Annotated in this window: 27 protein-coding genes; 6 read left to right on the top strand and 21 right to left on the bottom strand. The window is 54.8% G+C overall.

Going from position 1 to position 26,547, the window contains the following annotated elements; genetic code table 11:
* Positions 1–14 precede the first annotated feature (14 nt).
* Both aroA and rsgA read left to right on the top strand, forming a co-directional pair.
* The gene (gene aroA / locus C5Y44_RS10420; protein WP_199186034.1) at positions 15–1,280 is read left to right on the top strand and encodes a 3-phosphoshikimate 1-carboxyvinyltransferase; all 1,266 of its coding nucleotides are present in this window, start codon (positions 15–17) and stop codon (positions 1,278–1,280) included.
* On the top strand, positions 1,273–2,262 hold the full coding sequence (gene rsgA / locus C5Y44_RS10415) for a ribosome small subunit-dependent GTPase A (RefSeq protein ID WP_066795664.1): 990 nt from the start codon (positions 1,273–1,275) through the stop codon (positions 2,260–2,262). The genes aroA and rsgA overlap by 8 nt, the downstream gene beginning before the upstream one ends.
* A gap of 65 nt (positions 2,263–2,327) precedes the next feature.
* On the opposite strand, the gene C5Y44_RS10410 is transcribed toward rsgA, so the two are convergent.
* Positions 2,328–2,834, bottom strand: a complete 507-nt coding sequence (locus tag C5Y44_RS10410; protein ID WP_199186038.1) for a hypothetical protein — start codon at positions 2,832–2,834, stop codon at positions 2,328–2,330.
* 1 nt (position 2,835) lies between these two features.
* Entirely contained in the window at positions 2,836–3,246 is a 411-nt protein-coding gene (locus C5Y44_RS10405) for an HAD family hydrolase (RefSeq protein WP_066795673.1), read from the bottom strand.
* 123 nt (positions 3,247–3,369) lie between these two features.
* On the opposite strand from C5Y44_RS10405, the gene C5Y44_RS10400 reads away from it, so the two are divergent.
* Positions 3,370–3,753, top strand: a complete 384-nt coding sequence (locus C5Y44_RS10400) for a hypothetical protein (RefSeq protein WP_066836834.1) — start codon at positions 3,370–3,372, stop codon at positions 3,751–3,753.
* Positions 3,754–3,760: 7 nt separating this feature from the next.
* On the opposite strand, the gene secA is transcribed toward C5Y44_RS10400, so the two are convergent.
* From secA to C5Y44_RS10360, 8 genes are all read right to left on the bottom strand, one after another.
* Positions 3,761–6,301: a preprotein translocase subunit SecA gene (gene secA, locus C5Y44_RS10395; RefSeq protein ID WP_105324872.1), complete on the bottom strand. Its 2,541-nt coding sequence runs from the start codon at positions 6,299–6,301 to the stop codon at positions 3,761–3,763.
* A 152-nt stretch (positions 6,302–6,453) separates the two neighbouring features.
* On the bottom strand, positions 6,454–7,107 hold the full coding sequence (gene hpf / locus C5Y44_RS10390; RefSeq protein WP_066795679.1) for a ribosome hibernation-promoting factor, HPF/YfiA family: 654 nt from the start codon (positions 7,105–7,107) through the stop codon (positions 6,454–6,456).
* A gap of 158 nt (positions 7,108–7,265) precedes the next feature.
* Positions 7,266–7,487 carry a ComF family protein gene (locus C5Y44_RS13510; protein ID WP_233189953.1) on the bottom strand — a complete coding sequence of 74 codons (222 nt, stop codon included), beginning with the start codon at positions 7,485–7,487 and terminating at the stop codon, positions 7,266–7,268.
* A 384-nt stretch (positions 7,488–7,871) separates the two neighbouring features.
* On the bottom strand, positions 7,872–9,566 hold the full coding sequence (gene lpqB / locus C5Y44_RS10380; RefSeq protein ID WP_105324870.1) for an MtrAB system accessory lipoprotein LpqB: 1,695 nt from the start codon (positions 9,564–9,566) through the stop codon (positions 7,872–7,874).
* Positions 9,566–11,107: an MtrAB system histidine kinase MtrB gene (gene mtrB / locus C5Y44_RS10375; RefSeq protein WP_199186033.1), complete on the bottom strand. Its 1,542-nt coding sequence runs from the start codon at positions 11,105–11,107 to the stop codon at positions 9,566–9,568. Before mtrB ends, lpqB begins: the two co-directional genes overlap by 1 nt.
* Before the next feature lie 82 nt (positions 11,108–11,189).
* Complete coding sequence (gene mtrA, locus C5Y44_RS10370; RefSeq protein ID WP_105324869.1) at positions 11,190–11,888, bottom strand: MtrAB system response regulator MtrA; 699 nt, start codon at positions 11,886–11,888, stop codon at positions 11,190–11,192.
* 2 nt (positions 11,889–11,890) lie between these two features.
* The gene (locus C5Y44_RS10365; protein ID WP_105324868.1) at positions 11,891–12,505 is read right to left on the bottom strand and encodes a dTMP kinase; all 615 of its coding nucleotides are present in this window, start codon (positions 12,503–12,505) and stop codon (positions 11,891–11,893) included.
* The gene (locus C5Y44_RS10360; RefSeq protein WP_075723325.1) at positions 12,505–12,858 is read right to left on the bottom strand and encodes a DUF4259 domain-containing protein; all 354 of its coding nucleotides are present in this window, start codon (positions 12,856–12,858) and stop codon (positions 12,505–12,507) included. The genes C5Y44_RS10365 and C5Y44_RS10360 overlap by 1 nt, the downstream gene beginning before the upstream one ends.
* A gap of 332 nt (positions 12,859–13,190) precedes the next feature.
* Between C5Y44_RS10360 and C5Y44_RS10355 the strand changes: the two genes are divergently transcribed.
* Positions 13,191–13,940 carry a hypothetical protein gene (locus tag C5Y44_RS10355; protein ID WP_105324867.1) on the top strand — a complete coding sequence of 250 codons (750 nt, stop codon included), beginning with the start codon at positions 13,191–13,193 and terminating at the stop codon, positions 13,938–13,940.
* Here C5Y44_RS10355 and manA read toward each other — a convergent pair.
* Both manA and C5Y44_RS10345 read right to left on the bottom strand, forming a co-directional pair.
* A complete protein-coding gene (gene manA, locus C5Y44_RS10350; protein WP_105324866.1) occupies positions 13,934–15,157 on the bottom strand; it encodes a mannose-6-phosphate isomerase, class I in 1,224 nt (407 codons plus the stop codon). The two genes, C5Y44_RS10355 and manA, sit on opposite strands and share 7 nt — an antisense overlap.
* On the bottom strand, positions 15,157–16,179 hold the full coding sequence (locus tag C5Y44_RS10345; RefSeq protein WP_105324865.1) for a hypothetical protein: 1,023 nt from the start codon (positions 16,177–16,179) through the stop codon (positions 15,157–15,159). Before C5Y44_RS10345 ends, manA begins: the two co-directional genes overlap by 1 nt.
* A 54-nt stretch (positions 16,180–16,233) precedes the next feature.
* Here C5Y44_RS10345 and cobA point away from each other — a divergent pair, with 54 nt between their 5' ends.
* Positions 16,234–16,989 carry a uroporphyrinogen-III C-methyltransferase gene (gene cobA, locus C5Y44_RS10340; RefSeq protein ID WP_105324864.1) on the top strand — a complete coding sequence of 252 codons (756 nt, stop codon included), beginning with the start codon at positions 16,234–16,236 and terminating at the stop codon, positions 16,987–16,989.
* A gap of 26 nt (positions 16,990–17,015) precedes the next feature.
* Here cobA and C5Y44_RS10335 read toward each other — a convergent pair whose 3' ends face one another.
* The 6 genes from C5Y44_RS10335 to C5Y44_RS10310 all read right to left on the bottom strand — a co-directional run bounded on the left by C5Y44_RS10335 (position 17,016) and on the right by C5Y44_RS10310 (position 22,803).
* Positions 17,016–17,972 carry a sulfite exporter TauE/SafE family protein gene (locus tag C5Y44_RS10335; RefSeq protein ID WP_105324863.1) on the bottom strand — a complete coding sequence of 319 codons (957 nt, stop codon included), beginning with the start codon at positions 17,970–17,972 and terminating at the stop codon, positions 17,016–17,018.
* A gap of 9 nt (positions 17,973–17,981) precedes the next feature.
* Positions 17,982–18,752 carry a sirohydrochlorin chelatase gene (locus C5Y44_RS10330; RefSeq protein WP_105324862.1) on the bottom strand — a complete coding sequence of 257 codons (771 nt, stop codon included), beginning with the start codon at positions 18,750–18,752 and terminating at the stop codon, positions 17,982–17,984.
* Entirely contained in the window at positions 18,749–18,988 is a 240-nt protein-coding gene (locus C5Y44_RS10325) for a hypothetical protein (RefSeq protein WP_075723336.1), read from the bottom strand. The genes C5Y44_RS10330 and C5Y44_RS10325 overlap by 4 nt, the downstream gene beginning before the upstream one ends.
* A complete protein-coding gene (locus tag C5Y44_RS10320) occupies positions 18,985–20,664 on the bottom strand; it encodes a nitrite/sulfite reductase (RefSeq protein WP_105324861.1) in 1,680 nt (559 codons plus the stop codon). Before C5Y44_RS10320 ends, C5Y44_RS10325 begins: the two co-directional genes overlap by 4 nt.
* 224 nt (positions 20,665–20,888) lie before the next feature.
* Complete coding sequence (locus tag C5Y44_RS10315; RefSeq protein ID WP_105324860.1) at positions 20,889–22,256, bottom strand: phosphomannomutase/phosphoglucomutase; 1,368 nt, start codon at positions 22,254–22,256, stop codon at positions 20,889–20,891.
* Between the two features lie 94 nt (positions 22,257–22,350).
* Entirely contained in the window at positions 22,351–22,803 is a 453-nt protein-coding gene (locus C5Y44_RS10310) for a DUF3499 domain-containing protein (protein ID WP_066797864.1), read from the bottom strand.
* Positions 22,804–23,063: 260 nt separating this feature from the next.
* On the opposite strand from C5Y44_RS10310, the gene C5Y44_RS10305 reads away from it, so the two are divergent.
* Positions 23,064–23,534, top strand: a complete 471-nt coding sequence (locus C5Y44_RS10305; RefSeq protein WP_066795718.1) for a metallopeptidase family protein — start codon at positions 23,064–23,066, stop codon at positions 23,532–23,534.
* A gap of 120 nt (positions 23,535–23,654) precedes the next feature.
* Here C5Y44_RS10305 and C5Y44_RS10300 read toward each other — a convergent pair whose 3' ends face one another.
* The 3 genes from C5Y44_RS10300 to C5Y44_RS10290 form a co-directional block, all read right to left on the bottom strand.
* Positions 23,655–23,903, bottom strand: a complete 249-nt coding sequence (locus C5Y44_RS10300; RefSeq protein WP_147581137.1) for a WhiB family transcriptional regulator — start codon at positions 23,901–23,903, stop codon at positions 23,655–23,657.
* 474 nt (positions 23,904–24,377) lie between these two features.
* Positions 24,378–25,517: a sugar phosphate nucleotidyltransferase gene (locus C5Y44_RS10295; protein WP_079005557.1), complete on the bottom strand. Its 1,140-nt coding sequence runs from the start codon at positions 25,515–25,517 to the stop codon at positions 24,378–24,380.
* Positions 25,518–25,604: 87 nt separating this feature from the next.
* A complete protein-coding gene (locus C5Y44_RS10290) occupies positions 25,605–26,510 on the bottom strand; it encodes a glycosyltransferase family 2 protein (protein WP_233189952.1) in 906 nt (301 codons plus the stop codon).
* Between the last annotated feature and the right edge of the window lie 37 nt (positions 26,511–26,547).

Raw genomic sequence — 26,547 nt, 5'->3', positions numbered from 1 at the left:
CTATTATGGTTGATATGACAAATTCGTGGACTGCACCCGTGGCCCAAGGCCCTATTCAATGGACCCAACCGATTCCAGGGTCCAAATCAATAACCAATCGAGCCTTCATCTTGGCCGCCCTTGCGGACTCCCCCTCGTTGCTGCATAATCCGCTCACCTCGCGCGATACTGATTTGATGGCGCAGGCGCTACGTAGCTTAGGCGTTGGTGTTGAAGCTGAAGGCGATGATATTCGCATCACCCCCGGTGAGCTTTCCGGTGGTTTCATTGATTGCGGGCTCGCCGGTACCGTCATGCGTTTTATCCCGCCTGTGGCAGCATTGGCCTCCGGTCCAGTGGAAATCGATGGCGATGAGCAGGCCCGCGTACGCCCCATGGCAACCATGTCGCAGGCGTTGCGCGAGCTCGGCGTGGAAGTCTCAGCTGACACGCTGCCGATGACCGTGACCTCAACTGGCGTACCGGCCGGCGGCGAGCTCACCATTGACGCCTCCGGCTCCTCTCAGTTCGTCTCTGGGCTACTGCTTTCGGCTCCGCGCTATGAGCAAGGTATTACCGTGCGTCATGAGGGAGGTACCTTGCCTTCAATGCCGCACATCGAGATGACCGTTGCCATGCTGCGCCAAGCTGGCGTGGAAGTTGAAGTAGGCGAGAATTGGTGGAAGGTTCACCCTGGCACTATTCAAGGTGGCACTTGGAAGATTGAGCCGGACTTATCTAATGCCACCCCGTTTTTGGCAGCTGCGCTGGTCACCGGTGGAGTCTTAACCGTCAATGACTGGCCAGCCACCACTACCCAACCAGGAGATGCTTTCCGCCAGATCATCATGGATATGGGCGCTACTGCTGAGCAGACGCCGGAATACTTCCGCGCTGTTGGTAATCTAGGGGGCAAGCTCAACGGCATCGAGCTTGATATGTCACAGATTGGTGAGCTCACCCCCACTGTCGCTGCTCTCGCAGCTTTAGCAGATACCCCCTCGCGCCTGACCGGCATCGCGCACCTGCGCGGGCACGAAACTGACCGCCTCAAGGCACTGGCTACCGAGATTAATAACCTCGGTGGCGATGTCACCGAGCTTGAAGACGGTCTGGAAATTAACCCTGCACCTTTACACGGTGGGCTGTGGAAGTCTTATGCCGATCACCGCATGGCTACCGCCGGCGCAATTATTGGTCTGCGCGTTGAAGGCGTAGAAGTCGACGACATTGAAACCACCGCAAAGACCTTGCCGGGCTTTGCACAAATGTGGGAGAAGATGCTCAACGCTCATGGCTAGACGGTATGACGAATCTGATGTCCGTGTCCGCCCCGGCAAAGGCTCACGCCCACGCACCAAAGACCGCCCTTTACACAAAGACGCGAAATTTGGGATGGTCATTACCAAAGACCGCGGCAGGTGGGGCGTTGCGCTAGATAATGGCCCCACTGTGGTCGCTATGCGTGCGCGCGAAATGGGCCGCACGCCGGTGGAAGTCGGTGACCGCGTGGGTGTCGTGGGAGATACATCAGGGCAAAAGGATACGTTGGCGCGCATCGTCAAGCTTGAAGAGCGCACCTCTGTGCTGCGACGAACCGCTGATGACACTGACCCTTATGAGCGCATCGTAGTCGCCAACGCGGACAAGATGTTGATCGTCACCGCGGTCGCAGACCCACCACCGCGCGAAGGCTTTGTCGAACGCGCCCTGATTGCGGCCTTTGTGGGCAATATCGACCCCATTTTGTGTCTGACCAAGACCGATCTGGCGGATGCTGCACCTTTTGCCGAAGCTTTCGCGGATTTGAACGTCACCGTTGTCGAAGCTGGCGTAGATGATGGTCTTGAGGCTGTTTCACAGATTATCTCTGGGCATGTCACCGCGCTCATTGGGCATTCAGGCGTTGGAAAATCCACCCTGGTTAACCGCCTGGTTCCTGATGCGTTTCGTGAAACCGGCGAGGTTTCAGCAGTCGGCAAAGGCCGTCACACTTCTACCCAGTCTGTTGCGCTGCGTTTGCCCGATGATGCTGGCTGGATCATCGATACCCCCGGTATTCGCTCCTTCGGGCTGGCACACGTGGACGCAGACACCGTCCTCGAGGTATTTTCCGACCTCGCGGCTATCGTCGAGGACTGCCCTCGTGGCTGCAGCCACGCCGGCCCCCCAGCCGACCCAGAATGTGCCCTAGACACAATAGAAGAGGGCACCTCTACTGCGCGCAGACGCGACGCAGTAAGGGCCCTCTTAACTGCCTTACGCAGTAACGACGAGTACTAGAGCTGCTCTTATCGAGCAGCTCCGTCAAGAGGCTCCGTCAAGAAAGCTCGATTAGAGTAACTTCACTAAAGAAGCTCGACGAGGAATGGAAGCTCGCTGACATCGTAATAAGCCATGAAATTATCCAAGGCATCACCGACAGCGAGCTCAGCATCCTGATCGCCTAAATCGGCGGTGTCAATGACCTCGATGGCTTTTGCCGTCGCGGCCTCAGATTCTTCGACGTCAACGTGTACGCACACAACGTCATCTAAGCTCACGCGCGCAGGTTCCAGCTTGACTACTGGGTCACCCATATCTGGCATCGGGGTAATCTGTGCATCATCGATATCCGCGGAGATGACCACGCGACGGCGTGGGAAATGTGGTTCATCGCCGATTGCCAAAAGACGAAGTGAAGCCATAGAAGCTTCGAGGAATGCCGAGTAGGCAATCTCTTCTTCATCACCTTCGGTGTAGAACTCATTGAGTGCCTGCGTGGAGGCAAAGCCCCAACCAGAACGCGCAAAGAACTCACTATTTTCATTGAGTTCCACCAGCATGTTGAAAGTCGCGGGTAGGTAGACGCGCACTTTAGAACTCACCCTCGAGGTCGAAGACTGCCTGGACTTCCACGCTGGTGCGGTCAAAGACCGTGTACAGCATGCCAATCATGCCGTTTTCTACCGCAGCACGAACATTGAGAATGTTGTCATCGACCATCACGCAGTCGCTCAATGGCAAATCGAGTGCATCTGCAGCAGCCTGGAAAGCAGCGCGATCTGGCTTTTCTGCGCCCACTTCACCGGAGAGGATTACCGCATCTACTAGGCCCTTGTATTCCCACTCGCGGATAGGTTCTGCAGCAGGGCCACCTGGGTCATTAGACAAGATCGCGGTGTCGACCCCATTTGCTTTAGCCGCCGAGAGCAGCGTCTTCCAACGCTTTACGTCTTCGTCTGGCCCGTCTAAGACGCCGACATAGTCAACGATCAGTCCACGCATGTAAGTGCTTCCTCCAAAAAGATTTATACGAAATTAAACTCGAGACTAGCGCAATCTCATGTAATAATGCTTGCTAAGCCCACAATCTACCGCCTGGGACCCTCATTTGAAAGGTCCCACCACGTGTATCAACCGATCCCTGGCTGCGCTCATTTGATGCGCTTTATCCCAGATGACCCAATTATTTATTCAGCACCGTCCAGCAACATGGACTCTGAACAAAAGGTGTTCACCAGCAAACTCATAAAGATCGCGCTCGATGTCGCCTCCGGCTTAAGGCCTTTGGCGCATTTATCACCCAGGTACTTTGACCCCTCTATCCTCACGCATTTGAGCTCATGGTCTCGAATCCACGGCCGCAATAATGCGCGAATGTGGATGAAATCACTGCACGCGCGCGAAGATGGCGAATACTTCGGTACCGCCATCTTGGGTGATAAGCAGTTCGCTTTTACCGGAAGGCTCTCTGCGCAACAGGACAAGCTGCGCGCCTTCCGGCTGCTTTAGGCCTGCTTTAGGCCTGCTTTTGCTCCTGTTCTTGGGCAGTCATCTGCTTGCGCAGCATGAACAGCTGGCGCACGGTTTCTTCCTTGATGCCTTCGTTCATGGCGTTGAACATATCGCCGCCTTCCTTTTGGTATTCCACCAAAGGATCACGCTGTGCCATCGCGCGCAGGCCGATGCCCTCTTTGAGATAGTCCATCTCATACAGGTGCTCGCGCCACTTATTATCAATGACCGGCAAGATGATCATGCGCTCAGTATCACGCATTTGCTTCTCGCCACCGATGGCAGAAATACGCTCTTCCAAGTCGTCGTACTGCGCCAAAGCATCAGTGACCAATGCGTCGGTAAGCTGCTCGGCGGTAAGTTCACCTGGGGCGCCGTACTCGGAGCCATCGACAAGCTCTTGTGCGTCAATACTTGGCCCGTACAAAACGTCCAAAGCATTCCACAGCTGGTCTAGGTCCCAGTCCTCGACATAACCCGTAGCAGTTGCTGCAGCGACATAATCAGCGACAGTGTCAGCGACCATGGAACGGATATTGTCCTTGATATCGGATGCTTCCAAAATCTCACGGCGGGTTGCGTAGACAACCTTGCGCTGTTCGTTGAGGACCTCGTCGTACTTGAGAACGTTCTTACGCATCTCAAAGTTCTGGTTCTCAACCTGTGCCTGCGCGCCCTTAACGGAGTTGGACACCATCTTGGAGTCAATCGGAACATCATCTGGAACATTCAGGCGGTTCATCATGTTTTCCATGGACTGACCGACGAAACGCACCATGAGCTCATCACGCATGGACAAGTAGAAACGAGACTCACCAGGGTCACCCTGACGGCCTGAACGACCGCGCAGCTGGTTATCAATACGGCGGGATTCGTGGCGCTCCGTGCCTAAGACGTAGAGGCCACCGGCTTCACGGACTTCATCACCAAGGCGCTTGGAACGCTCACGTTCATCCTCGATTTCTGCGTCCCAGGCTTCCTGGTACTTCTCTTCATCATCGAAAGGATCAAGCCCGCGCTCACGCAGCTTCATGTCCAAGATGACTTCGGGGTTACCACCCAGCACGATATCGGTACCACGGCCAGCCATGTTGGTAGCAACCGTGACGTTGCCGGGGCGACCCGCACGCGCGACGATATTGCCTTCTTCTTCGTGGTATTTCGCGTTAAGCACGTTGTGCTTCACGCCCCGCTTAGTCAAAAGCTCTGACAAGTATTCCGAGCGTTCCACCGAGGTGGTACCAACCAGAACTGGCTGGCCCTGCTCCACGTGTTCTGCAATGTCATCTACAACGGCAGCAAACTTGGCTTCCTGCGTCTTGTAAATGCGGTCAGGGTGATCCTCACGCTGGTTCGGGCGGTTGGTTGGGATAGGAACAACATCCAGGCCGTAGATGGAATTAAGCTCCGCAGCCTCAGTTTCTGCAGTACCGGTCATGCCGGCAATCTTGTCGTAGAGGCGGAAGAAGTTCTGCAAGGTAACGGTCGCCAGCGTCTGGTTCTCGTTTTTTATCTCGACGCCTTCTTTGGCCTCAATAGCCTGGTGCATACCTTCGTTGTAGCGGCGGCCCGCCAGGATACGGCCGGTAAATCCGTCAACAATGAGGACTTCGCCATCGCGCACGATGTAGTCCTTATCGCGGGTGAACAGCTCCTTCGCTTTAAGCGCATTGTTGAGGTAGCTCACCAGCTGGGAGTGTTCAGGCGCATAGAGGTTATCGATGCCCAATTGGTCTTCGACGTATTCCACGCCTTCTTCCAAGACACCAATGGTGCGCTTTTTAATGTCAACCTCGTAGTGGATGCCCGCGCGCATGCGCGGAGCCAGGGTGGCAAAGACGCCGTAAAACTGCGACGAGCCATCAACCGGGCCAGAAATAATCAACGGCGTACGGGCCTCGTCGATCAGGATGGAGTCCACCTCATCGACGATGCAGTAGTGGTGTCCACGCTGCACGCAATCTTTGAGGTTACGAACCATGTTGTCGCGCAAGTAGTCAAAGCCCAGCTCATTGTTTGTCGCGTAGGTGATATCGCAATCATAAGCTTCCTTGCGCTCCTGCGGACGCATGTCATTTAAGATCACGCCAACAGATACGCCCAACCAGCGGTGCACACGGCCCATCATCTCCGCGTCACGACGCGCAAGGTAGTCATTGACGGTCACAACGTGCACGCCCTTGCCTTCCAAGGCATTCAGGTAAGCAGGAAGCAGGGAGGTCAAGGTCTTACCTTCACCAGTGCGCATCTCAGCAACGTTGCCAAAGTGCAAGGCCGCGCCGCCCATGATCTGCACCTTGTAGTGCTTCTGGTTCATCACGCGCCAAGCAGCTTCGCGCACGGTGGCAAATGCCTCAAGAAGGATGTCGTTGAGTCCTTCTCCGTCGGCTAAGCGCTTTTTAAACTCATCGGTCTTGCTTTTGAGCTCTTCATCGGAAAGCGCGGCAAAATCGTCTTCAAGAGCAATGACTTGGTCAGCCATTTTGTCGAGCCGCTTGACGGTACGTCCTTCACCCGCACGTAGCAGCTTGGAAAGTCCAAACACTTGTATTTTATTCCTTTACTTCCACGACATTGTTGACTAGCTCCCCGCTATTGTACGCAAGGAACGCATTAGTACTGCCTTAGCTCCCCAGTAAAACGTAGAAAGCTCAGTCGCACTTGCTTTCAAATGCGACTGAGCAAACTAGTTAAGACTTAGGATTCTGCGTCCTCGGTCAAAGAAATCAAACCATAGTCAAATGCGTGACGACGGTACACCACGGATGGGCGCTGCGTTTCTTCATTGATGAAGAGGTAGAAATCGTGCCCGACCAGTTCCATCTCGCTCAAAGCATCATCGACGCTCATTGGCGTTGCAGTGTGCTCCTTCGAGCGCACTACCTGGCCTGGGCGCTGGTCCTCAACGGTTTCTGCGTATGGGTCAACCAGGCGGTCTTCGCGCGCCTGTGCACGTGCTGCCTCTGCATCAGCAACGATTTCAGCAGCGAGCTCTCCAGTGCCCTTGCGTGCACGGTGACCGGACTTGGTAGCTTCACGGCGCACTTTAACCTTGCGCAGCGAACGTTCCATCTTTGCCACGGCGGTTTCTAGCGAGGCGTAGAAGGAATCTTCCTTAGCTTCTGCACGGGCAATGTGTCCCTTGCCAGTGGCGGTAATCTGAATGCGCTCTGCCTGCGCGTCACGGCGAGGATTTGGCTCATGCTGCAGTTCTACGTGGAAGAAGGTCAGCGTTGGATCAAGTCGTTCGATCTTTGCCAGTTTTGCCTTTACTCGGTCGGAGAAGTGCTCTGGCACCTCAACATTGCGTCCGGTAATGGTGACCTTTGCTGCGGTGGTGGTGTCGGTCATGACTTGCCTCCCTGTGATCGCGGGGTCAAACATTTGGACCCCTGGGGCCGGATGTACTCACAAGCAGTAAACAATCTCTAGTAGGTAATTGTTTACTAGTTAGCAATTGCTACTGTGTGTGACAACTCCCATTCTAGCAGTGGTCATAACCTATGTCCCTAAACATCGGCAAAAACTAATCCCCCGGCGATTTTCGCCCCCGCTCCGCGCAGTACTTCTACGGTGGCAGAAAGCGTGGAACCTGTGGTCATAACATCATCAATCACCATGACCGGGGACTTTGGCGCGGGGGCATAGAGCTCAACGCTGCGGCGCATATTATTGCGACGTTCTTCAGCCGAGAGGGTGGACTGGTCGGCAGCCCCTTTAAAAATCCGCACGCACCGATGCACTTCCCTTCCCGTAGCGCGGCACATATCCACCACCGGGTCCCCGCCTCTTAATGCCGCTGACTTTTTACGCGTGGGGGCAGGCACGAGCGTTACCGTGGCTGGAATATCTCCACGGGCAACCAAATAGTCCAGTCCTGCATGTATCACCGCTCCAACATGAGGACGAACCGCGCGATTGTTATATTCCTTCATCGCCAAGATGATATTTCGCCGCACCTCTGAATAGGAGCCGAGAGTAAACACGGGGACATCGAGAAGCGATCTGCGATAGATACGACGCGGTGGCTCCCGTAATTCCTCTTGACAGTCCCGGCACAAAACTGCCCCCGGCGCGCGACACCCCGCGCACGACCGCGGGAGCAAAAGCTCCATCTAATTGGCCACAATCGGCGCGGAGCGCATTCCCTGCATGCTCGGGACCTCACGCCAGTAGGTAGATTCAGTTTCCACGGGCAGTTGCAACATGGCGTGATAATCGGTGATGTACAACGTCGACGGCGACGCTGCAATCGACACCACGGGAATGGTGATATTGCCAGAAGGCAAAGTAGACACCGAAGAGCCATCTTGCTCCACGCGCCACACCGGCGCTTCCTGAGTAGATGTGCCCACCACCAAGGAGCCATCTGCCTGCCAATCCAAGCTCAGCGCAGTGCCACCCAATTCGCTGGCTGGGTTGTAGATATTCGTCAGACGGAAATCCCCTGAACGTTCCCGTTCCACAACACCGATGTAGACCTCACCACCGATAATCATTGCTGCTTGCGCACCCGAATTTGAAAGCCGAATAACAGAGATCTCGCCCTCAATCGAGTCCAAATCTGTAGTAATCACGCGCGTGGTGGTCAGCTCCCCTGTTTGGGGAGAGCGCACAACACGCATGACCTCATCACCATCAACAACGGTCCACGCAGACTGGCCTGCATTTTCAAAGGTCGGGCGCGAAATAGTCTCAGCGCTTAAACCTTCTTCGATATCGCCTTCAATATCACCGAAGATAAATCGCGATTCATCTCCTTCTCGGCGTACCGCAGCGATAACTCCATCAGCGGTGATATCGGCAGATTCAATATTGCCGCCATCGCCCAATCCCCCAGCTACCGGTTCAGCGGCATTCGCGGAGACCTGCAAAATATCGCCTTCGTGGAGAGCATAAAGCGGCGCTACCGAATTAGAGGCAACGCGGGGGTTATATTCCGCGAAATCATCAGTAGTCATGGTCTCTAGATTTTCTACCAGCGGGGCACCATCAGCGGTTACCGTATAAGGTTCCTGAATACCCGCGTGAGATAGCGTCCACACCAGCTCCGCTGCAAAGCGCAGGCGGTCTTCAGGAGACATATTTTGCATGCCGGCGAAGTTGTAGACGCCGTTCTCAATGCCTAAGAACGCCGCATCATCAGGTACGACATTGGTGGTCGCCGGTGCCAGGCGTGAGGAAGGCCCCGCCAATAGCAAAGTAATCAATTGCGCATCGAGCGAGTTTTGGCTGCCAAAGAGCCAGCGCCGATCTGTAACTAATACCCCGGCGGTTTGACGATAAAAGTAGACGGGCAATGGCTGGTAATGATTACGCAGCTCGGTGCGTTCGAAGACCACGCCATCAGGCAAGTCGGTAATGCGCCATTCGTCATCGACCTGCTCCATGCGGATGGTTGTTTCATAGCCCGAGTTTTCAGGCACATAGCTTCCGCCGGAGGCAATCGAACCAATGACACTGCCGCGCACGGTGAAGGCACGCTGGTCTGAGCGGGTGGTATTTTGTGAGGTCAGCTCAATGAGGTCCACAATCCGCATGGATTCTTCTGGATCCCAATTTTGTGCAGCTTCTGGGCTTAAAAAGGAGCGTGCAGCACCATAATCTGAGGAAGGAATCGCAGCCGCAGCATAAAATTCGCGAACCAACAGGTCTGCTTCCTGGCCAGGAGTTGGACCCACTGCCGGGTCTACTTCAGGCTGCGGGGAAAAAGAACGCAGAATATGCGGGTCTGAATTATTCGGCAAGGTTGAACAACCCGATAGCACTAAAGCGGGAATAGCGAGGGCAGCGATGAGACGTTTTTTCATTACTTCTCCTCGCTTTCTTCATCAATGACCACTGGTGCGTTTGGAAGCACCAAAGGCAAAGGTTCTTCCCCAAACGCTGCTCCAGGTTCACGCGGGATAATAAGGCGGAACCGGGAACCGATGCCTGGGATACCCGTGGCATCCAGGCTACCTCCATGCAATGCCGCATCCTCGCGGGCAATCGCCAAACCCAGCCCGGTGCCACCGGAATGACGCTTACGAGAAGCATCGGCACGCCAGAAACGGTTGAATACTAACTCTTCCTGGCCTTCCTTTAGGCCCACGCCTTGATCTGTCACAGCAACCGCAACCGCAGTTTCGGTATGCCCAATATCAATGGTGACGGGGTTGCCTTCGGAGTGGTCGATGGCATTGGCCAAAAGGTTGCGCAGTACGCGTTCGATGCGGCGGGAATCAGCTTGCACATTAACGGGATAGTCCGGCAGGTTGGCGTTGATTTTTACATCAAGTTCTTTAGCCAAGTGCTCGGTTTGTTGCATCGCAGATTCGATGCACGAACGAATATCCATCGACGATGCTTGTAGGTCTGCAACGCCGGCATCGTGGCGTGAAATCTCCAGCAAGTCCGCCAGCAGTTCCTCAAAGCGGTCGAGCTCACGGGTCATCAACTGGCTAGCACGGCGCGTATGCGGTTCCAGGTTGTCCGCATCATCCGCGATCAAATCTGCTGCCATGCGCACGGTGGTTAGCGGCGTGCGCAGCTCGTGCGAGACATCGGAGGTGAATTGGCGCTGCAGATCACCGTATTCTTCCAGCTGCGTAATCTGCTTCGACAGCTTATCGGCCATGTCATTGAACGAGGCAGCCAAACGCCCCATCTCATCTTCGCCGTCAACCACCATGCGTTCGCGCAGATGTCCGGCGGCAAGCCGTTGAGCGATGCGCGAGGCCGAACGAATCGGGGTAATAACCTGCTGAATAGCAAGCCATGCAATACCAACCAGCAGAACGACTACGACCACCCCGGCGGCAGAGAGCAAACCGCGCATCAGCGCCATGGTGGATTCTTCATTCTCCATGGACATGACCAGATAAAGCTGTAGTTCAGGAATATCTGCCATGGTCGGAGTACCCACCACTAGCGCGTGGTAGCTCGACCCGCCTGGCTGGTCAATCGTTGTAAATTGATACGCCACTTGGTCATTAGCCACCGAATTACGCAAAGGCTCAGGGATGCGATAGCCCTCAGGCGCGGTGGTTATTTCCCCACTGGAGTTTTCCACCACGATGACCGGCTCGTAGGTGGTATTCGACTCCCCGCCTTCGGCACTTAACTGAGTCAAAGAAGCCCGCGCTGAGTTAATACGCACTTGGACAGAGTTCGCTGCACCAGTGGCATTAATTTGCTGTTCGACGGCAATGCGCGCGCGATCAATTTCTTGATCCCCGATGCTAATCTTTTGATCAACCAGACGCTGCGTAAGCACCGATACAAGCGCATAAGCCAAGATGATCATGACCACCGTGGAGGCAACCAAAATCATGCCAATGACGCGTACCTGCAACGAGGTACGCCACATTTCACTTATGACGTCGCGTAAATGGCGCAACCGGGACTTAATAACTCAATGCCTCCATCACTGATGAAAAACTAACTAGCAACTAGTCGTTTTTACCAGTCTTATAACCAACACCGCGCACGGTCAACACAATCTGCGGATCTTCAGGATCATGTTCAATCTTGGCGCGCAAACGCTGCACGTGCACGTTCACAAGGCGAGTATCCGAGGCGTGACGGTAGCCCCACACCTTTTCCAATAGCTCCTCACGCGTGTGTACCTGGCCTGGCTTACGAGCCATCTCCACCAGCAGGTCAAACTCCAGCGGGGTTAGAGAAAGCTCTTCGCCTGGTCCGCCCTGCGGGGAGCGGCGGGTCACGGTGTGCTCAGAGACATCAACGAGCAAGTCGCCGACCTCGATAAGCTCCGAGGACTTTGTCTCCGTACGGCGCAGACGCGCACGCACGCGCGCTACCAATTCCTTCGGCTTGAAAGGCTTGGTGACATAGTCATCCGCCCCGGATTCCAAGCCCAGTACTACGTCCACGGTGTCAGTCTTCGCGGTGAGCATGACAATAGGCACGTTGGAATCTCGGCGAATCGCGCGGCAAATGTCCACGCCATTCATTCCCGGAAGCATCAAGTCCAACAAGATGAGATCCGGATTATGCTGCTCAAAGGCTGGTACAGCATCATTGCCGTCGGTAATGGGGATGGGCTGTAGCCCCTCGGATTCGAGGACAATAGTCAACATTTCCGAAATGGCAGGATCATCATCTACCACTAGGATTTTTGGCGCCACTTTTACTCCCCTACGAGGTCGAGAACTTTGTCGATGATACTACCTTGATCCGCGGTAGCAATCCACTGGCCAGCCCAATTGCAAGCTGCGAGTCGCTCATAAGCGGCTGCTGTTGCAGCCTGCAGATCAGAGTCTTGTTCATACTGGTCTTTCTCGCGGGAGGCATCTTCTGCTTCCCGCGATGAAGCGCGTTGCGCCGCAACCTCAACCGGCGTGGAGAGATACACCTGCAAGGAGGGCTTAGGTAAGCCAAGACGATCGAATTCCAGCTCATAAACCCAGTCCATGACCGCATCATCACCCAGCCGGGCAGCAGAGTAAGCAGCATTCGATGCCACGTAGCGATCCAAAATCAACAGCGAAGAGCTCTCAGCAGCCGCCTCTAATTGCGCTTTCGCGCCGTGGCGATCCAAGGCAAATAACGTCGCCATGGCATAGGCCGACGAGGTCAAGTCCCCCATGCGGCCGTACAGCGCTTCCTGAGCAAGCTGAGCGTGAATAGAATCCGCATACCGAGGAAAGCCCAAGACCTCCACCGGAATATCTAATGCGTCGCGCAGCTTGTGAACCAGCGTGTTTTTTCCAGCGCCGTCAATTCCTTCAATCGCAATAATCATTAAGCGAGGGCTTCAAGAAATGGCTCGAGGTCAAACTCTTCTTCTACTTCTTCAAGAAGCTCGGTTGCCTTTTCGTTCAAAGACTCAGCGGAGTAGCCCACTAGGTCACGGATATATGGGTAGTTGGATACAACATCCCCCGCGGTGAAAGGTGCACCTGCCCAGATAGCAGCAATGGTGGCTGCCGCGAGTGCATTTTGCTCTTCTTCTTCGGTTGCTTGGCTTTCTCCGGTGGCCAGCATGATGGCGTCGTGAATTGCTTCGATGACGTCATCTTCTTCCAAGGAGTTCAAATCTTCGAGAAATTCGACATTGTCTTCACTGGTGAAAATATGCTCATCCCAAGTGCTCATGGGCTCTGCTCCTTTTAACTTTTTCTCGTGCTTAATAGCGGATTACAAGGCGCGGCAATTCTGCACAATCGACACTAGCCAACTTGGTCACGCTAGCCTAGTAATAACTGCCGGGTGTAGCTTCAATTAATAACAAGCAAGCCACAACACTCAGTCTTCCACTGGCGTGAGGTTGACCACAAATGGGGCTAGTTTCGCGACCATGCCTGAAGAAAACTCCTGCTAAAGCCATATTTTTCCAGCCGGGAAAAAGATCACGCGAAAGTATTCCCCTCACTAGACCCTCGTGGTACTCTCGTTATTAATTTGTTACCAACCTAGAAAGGGCGCCTGTGAATTCAGATGTTCGTCGCGTCACCATATTTTTCACGGTAGGACTGCTTGTTGCGGCTGCCGTGGGTTTTGGTGTGTGGCGAATGGGCAGCCCTTCATCGGTTAACGCAGATACGACTATGACGACGCAAACCTCCTCGGAGAACACGTCGACGGAGAAGAAGGAAGCTCAGACCACTGTAGAGTCTGAAACCCAGGAACGCCGTGAGCAGGAGTCCGTTCCTGCCCAGGCCGCTGCGCCGAATTACGATGATGACCCGTTCTTGGCACCTAATTCCGTGGTCAATCCTCAGCGTGAAACCCCAACTCCGACCAATGTGTATCGTCCAGAGCCAATTTTCGGTGAGGAATACGATTCCTATGCGCAGAGCTCAGGGGCTGAGAATGAATTCGACGCCAATGGCGATGCGAACCAGACTGAAGAAGCATTGACATCTGATAGTGAAGCTACGCAGTCTCCTGATGAGACCACTGACGGCTCGGCACCTTCGACCAGCCCAGATCAAGATGGCGACGATAACGTGACTACTCGCCCATCGGGTCCGAGCGAAGAGCCAACGGAGCCAAACGAGTCTACGCAGCCAGCTGAACCTTCAGAGCCAGTGGAGACGTCGAAGCAAACCCAGCCTGGCAAGCCAGTAAACCCTGCTGCTCCGACTGAATCCCTCAAGCCGCAGACGACTGTGAGCCAGTCGCCAACGACAACGCGGACGCAGCAGGCGCCCGCTACAACTGGTAGCTCTTACTGAACTCGTGCGATAAACGCTTGAGCTTTACCCTGAGTACTCAAGGTGACATCACCATCGGAGGCAGGTAGCCATGCGGCATCGGAAGGCAGAAGCTCCAAGCTGGAGCCATCTTGAGCCTGCAGCGTCAAAGTACCAGAGGTGCATAAAATAATGCCTGGCCCCTCACTTTCGGATACGACCTCATCGCCTGCCTTTAGGTCACAGCGTGTCAGGGTGTATTCCTCTACTGGCACTGGGTAGTTCAACACTTGCGCGGAATCTGACAAGCTAATCTGCTCAACACGTGGGTCGCTGATCGTGTTAAAAGATAGAACTTTCACGAGCTCAGGTACATCAACATGTTTTGGAGTAAGTCCGCCGCGCAGCACGTTATCGGAGTTGGCCATAATTTCCACGCCCAGTCCACGCACGTAGGCGTGCAATTGGCCAGCGTTGAGATAAATCGCCTCACCAGGGCTTAGCTGCACGTGATTGAGCAAGAGCGCACCTAAAACTCCCACGTCGCCGGGGTAAAGTTCGTTTAACTCAATGATGGTCTCTAAAACTGGGCGCATCCAAGAAGTGGAGTTAAGCGTGGTCAGCAACTGCTTGGAAGATTCCATCAGCGCCGAGATCAACTCGCGGCGGGTGGCCGCAGGGATGGTAATCCAGGTGGTAAATAGCGCCCGAAGATTATCTGCTTCTTCTTCCTTAGTCAGGCGCCCGTCGGCAATATGCATGCTGGTATACCGGTTAAGCTCTTCACAATCTAGGGCATTGAAAAGCTCACGAGTGTGCACCAGCGGGCGAAATCCTGCCATGGCATAAAAGTCAGTTAAGGCAACGATGAGTTCTGGCTTGTGATTGTCGTCCTTGTAGCTGCGCTGCGGCGCATCCATGGCGACTTTTTGGGAATTCTCGCGTGCAAAGCCCTGGCGCGCTTGTTCTTTAGACGGGTGTGCTTGCAAAGACAAAGGTTCATCGGCGGAAAGAATCTTCAGCAAAAAAGGTAGCTTGCCGTCGAATTCCGCAGCGACATTTTCCCCAAGGGCTGCTTGGGGGTCTGCTGCAATAACCGCATTCAGTGGCTCATCTTCAATCGTCGCAGGACCTGCTGGGTGGGCGCCGTACCAAAGCTCTGCGATGGGATAATTGGATGCAGCCTTGCCTTGCAAGTGCGGAATGAGTGTCTTAGAACCCCATGAATAGGCTCGGGTGGCACTGTTAAGCAGTTGCATTAATCTTCCTTCAAAACATCGTAAGCGGTCGCGGCATAGGCGCGGATGAGCAATTGAACGGCGCAAACCAAATCACTGAGGCCAGAATCGGTGCATGCCATAGCGAGGGAATGCGGCAGATGTGACTCCGCCTGCCCCCACACAATTATTTTTAAGGGTACTAGAGTCTTTTCCCCATCCAGGAAAGGGTCATAAAAAATGTCATCGCGCGCAGAGTTATCTTGGTTGCGTTCTAACACCATAGGTACGAGTTCAGGTTCTACAAATTCACCTGATAGCCCGTGCGCTGACCAGATTTGCGCGGCACATCGGGCCACAGCCATTCCAACGTTGATTCCGACTGGCAGATCCGCTGGCTTATCGATGCGTGATGCAGTGTGCAGTACACGCGCCTGGGCGGTAAATTCCCGCAGGGCACGCCCAGGGTTTACTGTGGCATCACGTTCTGGGGAAAGCTGCTGCAATTCTTCATCAGCGATATCGGCGAGCTCATGCAGGCGCTCAGCGACGATAACCTCAGCATCAGTGATCGACCACAGCACGGCTAAAAGCCCTGCGATATAACGGCTTGGGGATCCCCCATCAGCGGTCGGCGGCACTGGGAAAGTCAGTGTCTCCTGCGGTGCATCTTCTGCTAGTGGCCCACGATTTGGTCCGATAAGTGCTGTAGTTGCTCCCCTACGCGCGGCAGTAATCAATGCCAAAGAAGCCCAATCGGCATCGGCGCGCTCTCCTACTACTACAACTAAATCAAGCGGGCCTACAAAGTGTGGCAACTTGTCAGAAATGGTTACCGGCCACGCAAGCGGTGATATTAATTCAGCCACCATCTCTGCGCTGGCGCGCGCAACTTGGTCAGTTGGCAGGAGAACAATGGAGCGAAATTCCGCCCCGCGCACGACGTTTAAGTGCTGGATATGTGCGGCGATTGCGCGAATGTGTGCACCTTCGTGTGCAACATCGAAAAAGCGCACGGTTTCTGGGTCATACTGAGAGCCAGAAAAATAGCCTTCATCTGTCATGGCTTCAAGCCTAGTAAATGCTTGCTTGTCGTGGTGGCGCGGTAATCTATTTCCATGAGTCTTTCAGCACATTTATCAGATTCCCCTAAGCCTGTGGTTCTTATCGGCGGTGGCCCAGGCGCCTGGGATTTAATTACGGTGCGCGGCATGCATGCATTACAAGAAGCTGATGTCATTTTGACGGATCACTTAGGCCCGGCTCTGGAACTGGACAAGTTGTGCGATGTGGATGCCAAAGAAATTATTGATGTTTCTAAGCTGCCCTATAAGAAATCGGTGTCGCAGGATCGCATCAATGAATTATTGATTGAATATGCCCGCGCGGGGAAAAAGGTCGCGCGTTTAAAGGGCGGGGATCCCTTTGTCTTTGGCCGGGGCTTTGAAGAGGTTCAAGCTCTAGCTGAAGCTGGTCTCCCCTCAGAAGTCATCCCCGGGGTGACTTCTGCGGTCTCGGTTCCCGCGAGTGCCAATATTCCTGTCACTCAGCGCGGTATCGTGCATGCTTTTACCGTGGTTTCAGGCCATTTGGCACCGGGACATGAGAAAAGCTTGGTGGATTGGGAAGCACTTGCAAAATCTGGCGCTACCCTGTCGGTCATCATGGGCGTGCGCAATGCCGCCGCTATTGCCGAGGCCTTGCTCTCCGGAGGCCTTGCTTCTTCGACCCCCGTGGCAATTATTGAAAATGGCACCATGGATGAAGAGCGCGTGGTCAAAACCACCTTGGGCCACATGGGCGAAAAGACTGCCGAGGCACAGATTGTGCCTCCAGCAGTCTTTGTCATTGGTGAAGTAGCAGGCTTGAGTTAACAGACCTGAGCTAGCCGCTTTTATGCTTAGCCAGTCTTGGCTTCTTCATGGGCGCGGATGGTTGTTTCTTGAACAACCTCCGCGCTTTGTGCTTCTGCGGCTTTCTCAGCAGCACGCTGGGCACGAGATTTCAGGTGCCCGCGAATCGTTGCGCCAATACCCACGGCAATAATGGCGCCGTGAATAACAACCACCCAGAAGGTCGACGGTGCAAAACCAAGGCCTTCATACACATTAGATACATTCAATGCGGCGATGGCGGTTCCCACAAATCCGCCGAGCACGATGGGGTTAAGCCGTGAAATCAGCCACGCTGCAATCGGTGCTGCGATAGAGCCGCCAATTAGCATCGCAACAATCGCGCCCAGGTGAGCGACGATGTCCTCCCACAGGCCAAAGGCAAAGCCGATGGTAGCGCCTAAGGTAACCAAGAACTCAGCGGCGGAAACGGTACCGACAATGCGGCTGGGTTTTTCTTTGCCTGCGGCCAACAAGGTCGAAGTCGTGACCGGTCCCCAACCACCGCCACCGGTGGCATCAACCATGCCGCCGACCGAGCCCAACACAACAAGGAAGGGTTTTGCGTGCGGTTTATTAGAAATGGTGCGTTTGATATGCCCGCGGCTAAAACGCCAAATCAGATTGATGGCAATCAATAACAAGATGCCCGAGGTAATCGGCTGCGCCGCTTCCATGGACAGATTCGACAACAGCGTCGCGCCCACAAAAGCAGCAATGCCGCCGGGAATCGCAAGAGAGAAGACAATCTTCCAGTCCACATTGCCAAAGCGCCAGTGACTAAACCCAGACACTAAGGTAGTGCCTAATTCCGCCGCGTGGACTACCGCCGAGGCTTGAGCTGGGCCCAGGCCTGCGAGGAAGATTAATAACGTGGTGGAGGTGACGCCGAAGCCCATGCCAATTCCGCCATCAACTAATTGCGCAGCAAAGCCAGCTATGGCAATAAAAATGAGCGTTGGCATGTGTTCATCCTAAGTAGTTTGGGGCACTTGCGCTGGGGAAGCGACTGTAGTGCGTTGTGCGTGGGAGAGGCGGTGTGCAAGGATTTCGGCGAGCTGCGAACCCAGTGGTGCAGAACTTGTAATCTGCGAGCCGGTGATGTGCATGATCTCTGCCATCGCGGCGTTCGCGGAATCTAGCAGTAGCCCTTGGGTCACAAATAACGGCAGCAGGTGAACGCGTGAATGTGCGGTTGCTTGCAGCCGCAGTCCCTTGTTTCCCCACAGAAAACCTGCTCTTCCCGCACCTGGGGTGGCAAAGAGCGTGCTGGTTTGAAAACCTGTGGCATCGGCGAGGCGCACGGCCAAGCGCACGACTGCTTCATTGGCTGCAACATTTGAAGAGCCCACCGCGTATAAAATCACGTGCGGGTTATCCCCGGCTGCAACATCCTGGAAAAGCCGGGTGCGTAGCTGTTCCAAGACCTCAGCACCAGTGCCAAGACCTGCGGTGGGGTGTAGTTCCACACCACTTATCCGCTGGGCTTCCGCTACCACGTTGGGTACGTCATAGCGCATGTGAAAGCCGTTGGTAAAAAGCAAAGGCATCAACGTCGCACGCTCAAAGCCGCGTTCTTTCAGGCTCACGGCGGCATCGACAAGCGAAGGCGTATCAAATTCCAAGTGCGCTGCTTGCCCGAAAGCTCCCGTCAAAGAGGATGTGCGAGCAACTAGCTTGTCGATGCCCACCGCCGCCTGCGGGTGCCTAGAGCCATGCGAGAGCGCGATGAAGGCTTGACTCATAGTTCATGGCCTTTCCTTTTCAAGGAGTTCGCAAGTGCCTCATGCGAAGACCGCGCTGGCTCCGGCTTTACCGGTGGGTCATCTTGGCCGTGGAATTGCACGGAAAATACCCTCAGGCAGTCCTGGCACGACCATGCGAATTCGGTTTCTTCATCGGGAAAAAGCAGCTCGCTGGCGCAATATGGGCAGTGCAGTGGGTGGTTGCGGTTCGGGTTGGGTTTGCGCCGAAACCTCATGACAAATCCTCATCCTCAGCGCGCAGTACCCAATCACGGAACTGCTCGCCTGGGTTTCGCTGTTCCTTGAAGTTGGTGACAACGCGCACGACGTAGTCCGTAACCTCAGACGCCTTAACCTTGTGTCCACGCAGTTTGCGGCCGAAATCTGGGTTCAGACCCATTGCTCCGCCCAAGTGAACCTGGAAGCCTTCGATACGGTCGCCGTTTTCATCGGTAAGCGTCTGGCCCTTGAAACCAATGTCAGCGACCTGTGTGCGGGCGCACGAGTTCGGGCAGCCGTTCAAGGTAATCGAGATTGGCACGTCGAGATCACCAATGATCTCTTCCAGCTCGTCGACCAATTCGATCGCACGAGACTTAGTCGTGGTGTGCGCCAGCTTGCAAAATTCCAAGCCGGTGCAGCTCATGACGCCGCGGCGGAACTCCGATGGCTTCGGGTACAGACCGGTTTCAGACAGCTTCTTCGACAAAGGCTCAATGACATCTTCATCCACGTCCAAGAAGAGCAATTCCTTCATTGGAGTGGTGCGGATGCGCTCGATGCCGAAGGATTCTGCCACCTCAGCGATAGCAACCAGCTGCTCACCGGTGGTGTGTCCCACGGTCGGCTTAACACCAACGTAGAACTTGCCATCCTGCTGCTGGTGCACACCGACGTGATCGCGGTTGCCCATGTGCGGAACGGTTGGGATGCCATCTTGCAATGGGGACTCGAGGTATTCGTCTTCGAGCACCTGACGGAACTTCTCTACGCCCCACTGCGCTACCAAGAACTTCAGACGTGCGCGGTTGCGCAGACGGCGGAAGCCGTAGTCACGGAAGATAGAGACTACCCCGTGCCATACCTCTGGAACGCGCTCAAGCGGTACGAAAGCACCAATGGATTGCGCAAGCATAGGGTTGGTAGACAGGCCACCGCCGACAAAGCAGTCAAAGCCAGGGCCATATTCTGGGTGGTTGGTACCTACGAAAGAAACATCCTGGATCTCGTGGGTAACATCTTGGCGGGCATTGCCTGAAATGGCGGTCTTGAATTTACGCGGCAGGTTCTGCACGTCTTCGCGGTGCAGGTACTCGTTAACAATGGTCTCAATAGCTGGTGTGGCGTCAATAATTTCATCTTGAGCGACACCGGCGACTGGCGAACCTAAGATAACGCGGGGTACGTCGCCGCAGCCCATCATGGTGGAAAGGCCCACGGCTTCTAGGCGCTCCCAGATTTCTGGCATATCTTCAATGCGAATCCAGTGCAGCTGGATGTTTTGACGGTCGGTAAAGTCCGCGGTGGAGCGCGCAAACTCCTGCGAAATCTCGCCGACTACACGCAGCTGCTGCGGCGTTGCGCGGCCGCCATCAAAACGGATACGCAGCATGAAAAATTCATCTTGCAGTTCCGAGTTTGGAACTTGTCCAGTAAGCTCACCACCAAGGTTTTGCTTACGCTGGGTATAAATGCCGAGCCACTTAAAACGCGGGGCTAGGTCCTCTGGTGGAATGGAGGCAAAACCTTGCTTGGAGTAAATATCAATAACGCGCTGCTTCGCGGACAAGCCAGGATCTTCCTGCTTAATGCGCTCGTCGTCATTGAGCGGCTCCATTCCGTCAATCTTCCACTGCCCCTCCGGCTTGGGAGTGCGCTTCGGGCGTGGCTTCTTGTCAGTCGCAATGGTCATGTGATTCCTAACGTGGGGAAGTTAAATCGTTTAGAACCAACCTATCCACACCACTTAGTTCACACAATACATACCGCTTGGTCTATATTTTAATTCACAGAAGTACACCCTCCAAGCTGCACGAATGCGCAAGCGCCCGACAGAATATAAAGATGCCCTAAAAAGGCAATTTCCCGCCAGAAACCTGTCCTGGCGGGCAATTTGAAAGAGCCTTTTGCTGCTTTTTAAGCGCGAATAATGCCTAGCACTCGGTCAACAATCTGCGTGACCTCGTCTTCGGTCTTAGCCTCGACGTTGAGACGCAGCAATGGCTCAGTATTAGACGCGCGAACATTGAACCACGCATCCGTGCCTTTCAGCTGCACGGTAACACCATCGAGGTGATCTACTGACTCAATGTCGTCGGCTAGCTGCTCCAAGATCGCCTCTTGGCTAGCTTTCTGGTCCGCGACGGTGGAGTTGATTTCCCCCGAAGCGTGGTAGCGGGAGTACTGTGCCATGAGCTCAGACAAAGGCTTGTCTGTCTGCCCCAGGGCAGCCAGTACGTGCAAGGCCGCGAGCATGCCAGAATCAGCATTCCAGAACTCCTGGAAGTAATAGTGCGCCGAGTGCTCGCCACCAAAGACAGCCGCGTGTTCTGCCATCTGCGCCTTAATAAAGGAGTGACCCACGCGCGTGCGCACAGGCTTACCGCCGTGCTCGGTGACGATTTCCGGCACCGTCTTAGAAGTAATGAGGTTATGGATGATGGTCTCGCCAGGGAATTTCTCCAGGTAGCGCTCTGCAATCAGGGCACAAATCGCCGAAGGTGAGACAGGCGCACCCTTTTCATCAACCACAAAACAGCGGTCGGCATCGCCGTCGAAAGCAAGGCCGATATCCGCGCCTTGTTCCACGACGAATTTCTGCAAGTCCACGAGGTTCTTTGGATCCAACGGATTGGCCTCGTGATTCGGGAATGTGCCGTCGAGTTCAAAATACAGTGGACGAACATCGAAAGGCAGCGATTCAAAGACCGCTGGAACAGTATGTCCACCCATTCCGTTGGCCGCATCCACAGCTACAACGAGCGGGCGTGATTCCTTTAGCCCAACTAGGCCATTAAGAAAGTCCGCGTAGTCGCTGAGGATATCGCGATGGGTTACGGTGCCTGGGGTGACATCGTCGGGCGCAATGCCTTCGACCATTTTGTCCTTGATGGTGGCAAGTCCCGTGGCTTCACCAACCGGGGTAGCGCCCTTGCGACACAACTTAATGCCGTTGTACTGCGCTGGGTTGTGCGATGCGGTAAACATCGCGCCAGCGCAGTTAAGGGTGCCGGCGGCAAAATAGAGTTGGTCTGTGGCACACAGCCCCAACTGGATGACATCTAAACCTTGAGAGATCACGCCTTCGGCAAAGGCATCGGCAAGCTGCGGTGAGGATGGCCGCATGTCGTGGCCAATGGCCACCGTCGTCTCGTTTTCTTCGCGCAACAAAGACGCAAACGCTGCCCCCACATCGCGGACAAAGGCTTCATCAAAGTCTTCGCCGACAACGCCTCGCACGTCATAGGCTTTAATCACTGCATCTAGTGCTTCACGGTTACGCATAACCCGCAAGTTTAGCGTTGCCGGGCTTGCTACCGGCTACTTGCGGCCCGATGTGGGCCACCTTGTTGCCGAGATCATAGCCCTGCCAGGGGTTTTAAACCTCAGGCGTGACATCCGGCACGACGGACAAATGCGCACGGCGTCGTTGATGGGCGTCGGCAACCCGTCGGGTGCGAAAGACCGGATGGTTAGACCGCTGCGGGTCTGCACCGTCAAAGTTGGCTTTATAGTCAATCGGGTCTTGCCCGCCACCAGCGGTGGAATCATCGATCAGACCGGTGGTCACACGACCTGCCTCGCGAACAGCCTCAGCCAAAGCCAGCAAGTCTTCATCATCTTCAAGCTCGATATGGTCCACACGCACCAGCTCCCAACCCTGGGGAGCGGTAATTTTATCTGCGTGGTGCGAGCACAGATCCCACGAGTGGGGATCTTCCTCTTCTACGAGCGGGCCTACAACTGCAGTTTGTTCACTGTAGGCATAGGTCAACGTCGCTACGGCCGGACGGCCGCAGCCAGGGCGGGAACAACGACGAAACTCATTCACGAGATTCAAGTCTAAACCCAAACTTGAGATTTAGATAGTCCTAACTTCAATCACGCTCACACCAGCAGGTTCAAACGGCCCCGCTTTCGCCACCACACCCGGACCTGACGAATCCGTCGCTCCACATACAACTCAAGCATTCTTCAGACTTGACACAGGCGTCGCACTGGCGTGGCGCAGGCGTCGCACTGGCGTGGCGCAGGCATCGCACTGGCGTGGCGCGCCTAGAAATGGACGGGATCCGCCTTAGAATTAAAGTCATGTCTCCTGCGCGCAACCACCTTCGCCCCGCCCGCGACCGCCATGGCCGCGGACTGCGAGGCCCGCTTTTGCCGCAGCAAACCCCGCGCTTTCGCACGCGCGGCCAGCGCTTCGACATGGAAGTTTTAGAAGCCTACTCTCCCATCCACAATGCTTACCTCGATGAGCTTCTGGGCCTAGACATTGCGGTAGACACTGTGCCGCGCATGCGACTGCGCGCTGATATGTCCATTCTGCCCGACGATATCGTCGCCGATGGCCCCGTCCCCCTGGGTCGCATCGTGCCCGCAGGCGTCGACTCGGCAGGTCGACCCACCCGCGCCAGGCTCGTCATCTTCCGCAAGCCCGTGGAGGCACGCTGCGCCAACCGCGCCGAGCGAGAAGAGCTTTTAGGCGCAGTGCTCACCGCACTGGTCGCCAACTACCTCAACATCGATCCGGAGGTCATTGACCCGCGGTTTAACTGGTAGCAAAACAACAACCCCACCACAAGGTGAGGTTATGTTGTTTAAAAATATCTTCCCCGAGTATCGCGTCTATCACCGCCTGCTTTTGCAAGACTTTGATTTACGCATCCCCCTTGAAGATTATTAGCCAATCTGGCGCTTAAGGCGGCGACGCTCACGATCTGAGAGCCCACCCCAAATACCAAATCTCTCATCATGCTCGAGTGCATATTCCAAGCACTCATCGCGGACGGCACAAGCCTGGCAAATGCGCTTGGCTTCGCGGGTCGATCCACCCTTTTCAGGAAAGAACGCCTCCGGGTCAGTTTGCGCACACAAGGCTTGGTCTTGCCACTCCTGCTCGACGGCACCAAAGAGTTCATCGAGCGTCATCTCTGCAGCAGCACCGCCACGGAGAATGGCGTTATTTTTTGGTTTGTCCACGCCGATTCCTTCCTCCGTAGTTGGGTTAAATATGGATTGGTTTTACACCACGCACTGGCAGTGCGGCGTAAATAACACTGTTGTGATTACACACCGAAACACTAAATATCGTCAACCCGATTTGAGGGAATATTTCACCCAACCAACGAAAACGCACGTCATTAACCACAACAGTCACACCAGTAACAAGAGTTCATGGCAAGGGCTACTTTGCGGGGGTACTACATGTAGTGCTGCCTGCAAAGTATGTGAACTATTTTCAGGAAACTACGGCGTGTCGCGCCACTTTCCTGGTTTTCTGGGATCCAGCTGTGAACAATTGCACTTCTGTTCCTGCCCATCCAACTAGGAATGCTCATGAAAAAGGAGGGACACGTGCTAGCAAAATGCACGTGTCCCTCCTTCTAAAACAAGCCGGTGATTCTAAGCATCAGAGCTAAACCGCACACCGGCGTCTGGAATATCTACACCGGGGAAGATTCGCATCCCATTGAGCAATTCACAACGCGCGCCGATAAGCGCGCCTTCACCAATGACGCAGTCTTCAATATGGGCATTCGCGCCAATGCGTGCCCCGGAAGCAATAATGGAATTGGCAATATGGGCGCCAGGTTCAATGGTCACACCATCGAAGATGACGGTGCCATCGAGGCGGCAGCCCGCACCAATTTCACTGCCCCGGCCAACTGAGGTGCCAGAAAGCAAGAGCACTCCACCGGCAACGCCTGCCGATGGATCCACCAGGGATTCGCCGGTTTTGCCTTCCAGCAGTGGCGAGTGTGCAATTCCGCGGACTAGGTCGGAGGAACCGCGAACGAAGTCATCGGGACGGCCCATATCGCGCCAGTAGGAATTATCCACGTGACCAAAGACCTTGTAGCCTTCTTCCAACACACCTGGGAAGGTCTCCCGCTCAACGGAAACCACGCGGTTTTCTGGAATGGTAGCAATCAAGTCTTTTTTAAAGACGTAGCAACCAGCGTTGATCTGATTGGTCGGAGGATCTTCAGTCTTTTCCAAAAATTCCAGCACTCGGCCATCGTCATCAGTTGGTACGCAGCCAAAGGCACGCGGGTCACGCACGTTGAGAAGATGCATGGTCAAGTCCGCATCTTTGCTGTGGTGCGTATCCAGGATGCCGCCGAGATCCATCCCGGACAAAATATCACCGTTAAAGACCATGACGGTGTCATGACGCAGGTGGTCATAGACATTGCGAATTCCGCCGCCGGTGCCGAGCGCGGTGTCTTCGACAACGTATTCAATCTCTAAGCCCATGTCTGAGCCGTCGCCGAAGTACTCTTCAAAAATCTCCGCTTTAAAAGAGGTCGACATCACCACGTGTGTGATGCCGGCGGCTTTAATACGTGCCAGCAAGTGCTGCAGGAAAGGGTGATTGGCGGTCGGCAGCATGGGCTTTGGGGTACCGATGGTCAATGGGCGCAAGCGGGTGCCGCGTCCTCCGACCAAAATCACCGCGTCTACTGCCCGCGTGGTGGCAGGCTGCACATCAGCGACACCTGAATTATCGTCGCTTGCTGCGCCGTGAACGCTATTCGCCATGGAGGCAACCTTTCAGTTCTTGATGAGGTAGTGAATAAATTGTATGCGTTGTCAGCTATTTTGCGCGCTGCGGCGCGGGCTTTAGCTTTAAGAACTAAGCATCCTAGAACGAATCTGCAGGCCGGTTTTAATTACCCACCGCAACGGCGCCTGCCACGGCTTTGGATGCCGGTCAGAAATGAAGCGATATGCAGAATCATGGTGGGCACGCAGCATCTTTTTGGAATGCACGGCCGTGGAATGTCCTTGCGCGTGATTAATCGTGGCATCTGGGCAGAAGATATTAAGGTAGCCCGCACGGCTCATCCGGTCTGCTAAGTCGATGTCTTCGAGATACATAAAGTAGCGCTCATCAAAGCCACCAATGGCATCGAAAGCATTCCAGCGCACTAGCAAGCAGGAGCCCGATAGCCAGCCAGAAACCCTTTCGGTATCCATATCATCGTCGTCGCGGTAGGACTTAGACCACGGATTTGAAGGCCAGATATCAGCAAAGATTGCGTGGCCAATGCCATTTATAATGCTGGGGATAGCACGTGCCGAAGGATAAATTGCGCCATCCGGCTCCACGATCTTTGGCCCAACGGAACCAGCTTTGTCCCATCTGCGGGCACATGCAATTAGCTTGTCGATGCTTCCCGCGTTAAATTCCACATCCGGATTCACTAGGAGGAGAAATTCTGTATCTATCTCCCCGGCTTCCCGCGCGGGGCGCAAAGCGTTAGCTCCCGCGTTCATGCCGCCGCCATAGCCAAGGTTTCCACCGGTATCTAGAAATTCCACCCACTCGTACTGCTGGGCTGTGTGCTCGGGCACGCCATCGGTAGAACCGTTGTCCGCGAGAACAACGCGCGCTTTTTGGGACACCGCAGTAGGAATGGAGTCGATAAAGCGGCTGAGGTACTCGCCCGGTGAATAAGTCACCGTGACAATCCCCAGCGGCGCCCGGTTACCCGGTTCGCTTGGTGTGGAAAAAGAAGTTGAGTCGTTCACGATGGCCCTTAGCGTACCCAAGCTTTCCGCCATCCTT

This window comes from Corynebacterium sp. J010B-136 (assembly GCF_002967075.1).
Taxonomy (GTDB): Bacteria; Actinomycetota; Actinomycetes; order Mycobacteriales; family Mycobacteriaceae; genus Corynebacterium.
Note: the sequence above shows the minus strand (reverse complement) of the source record. Positions and strands in the feature narration are given on the sequence as shown.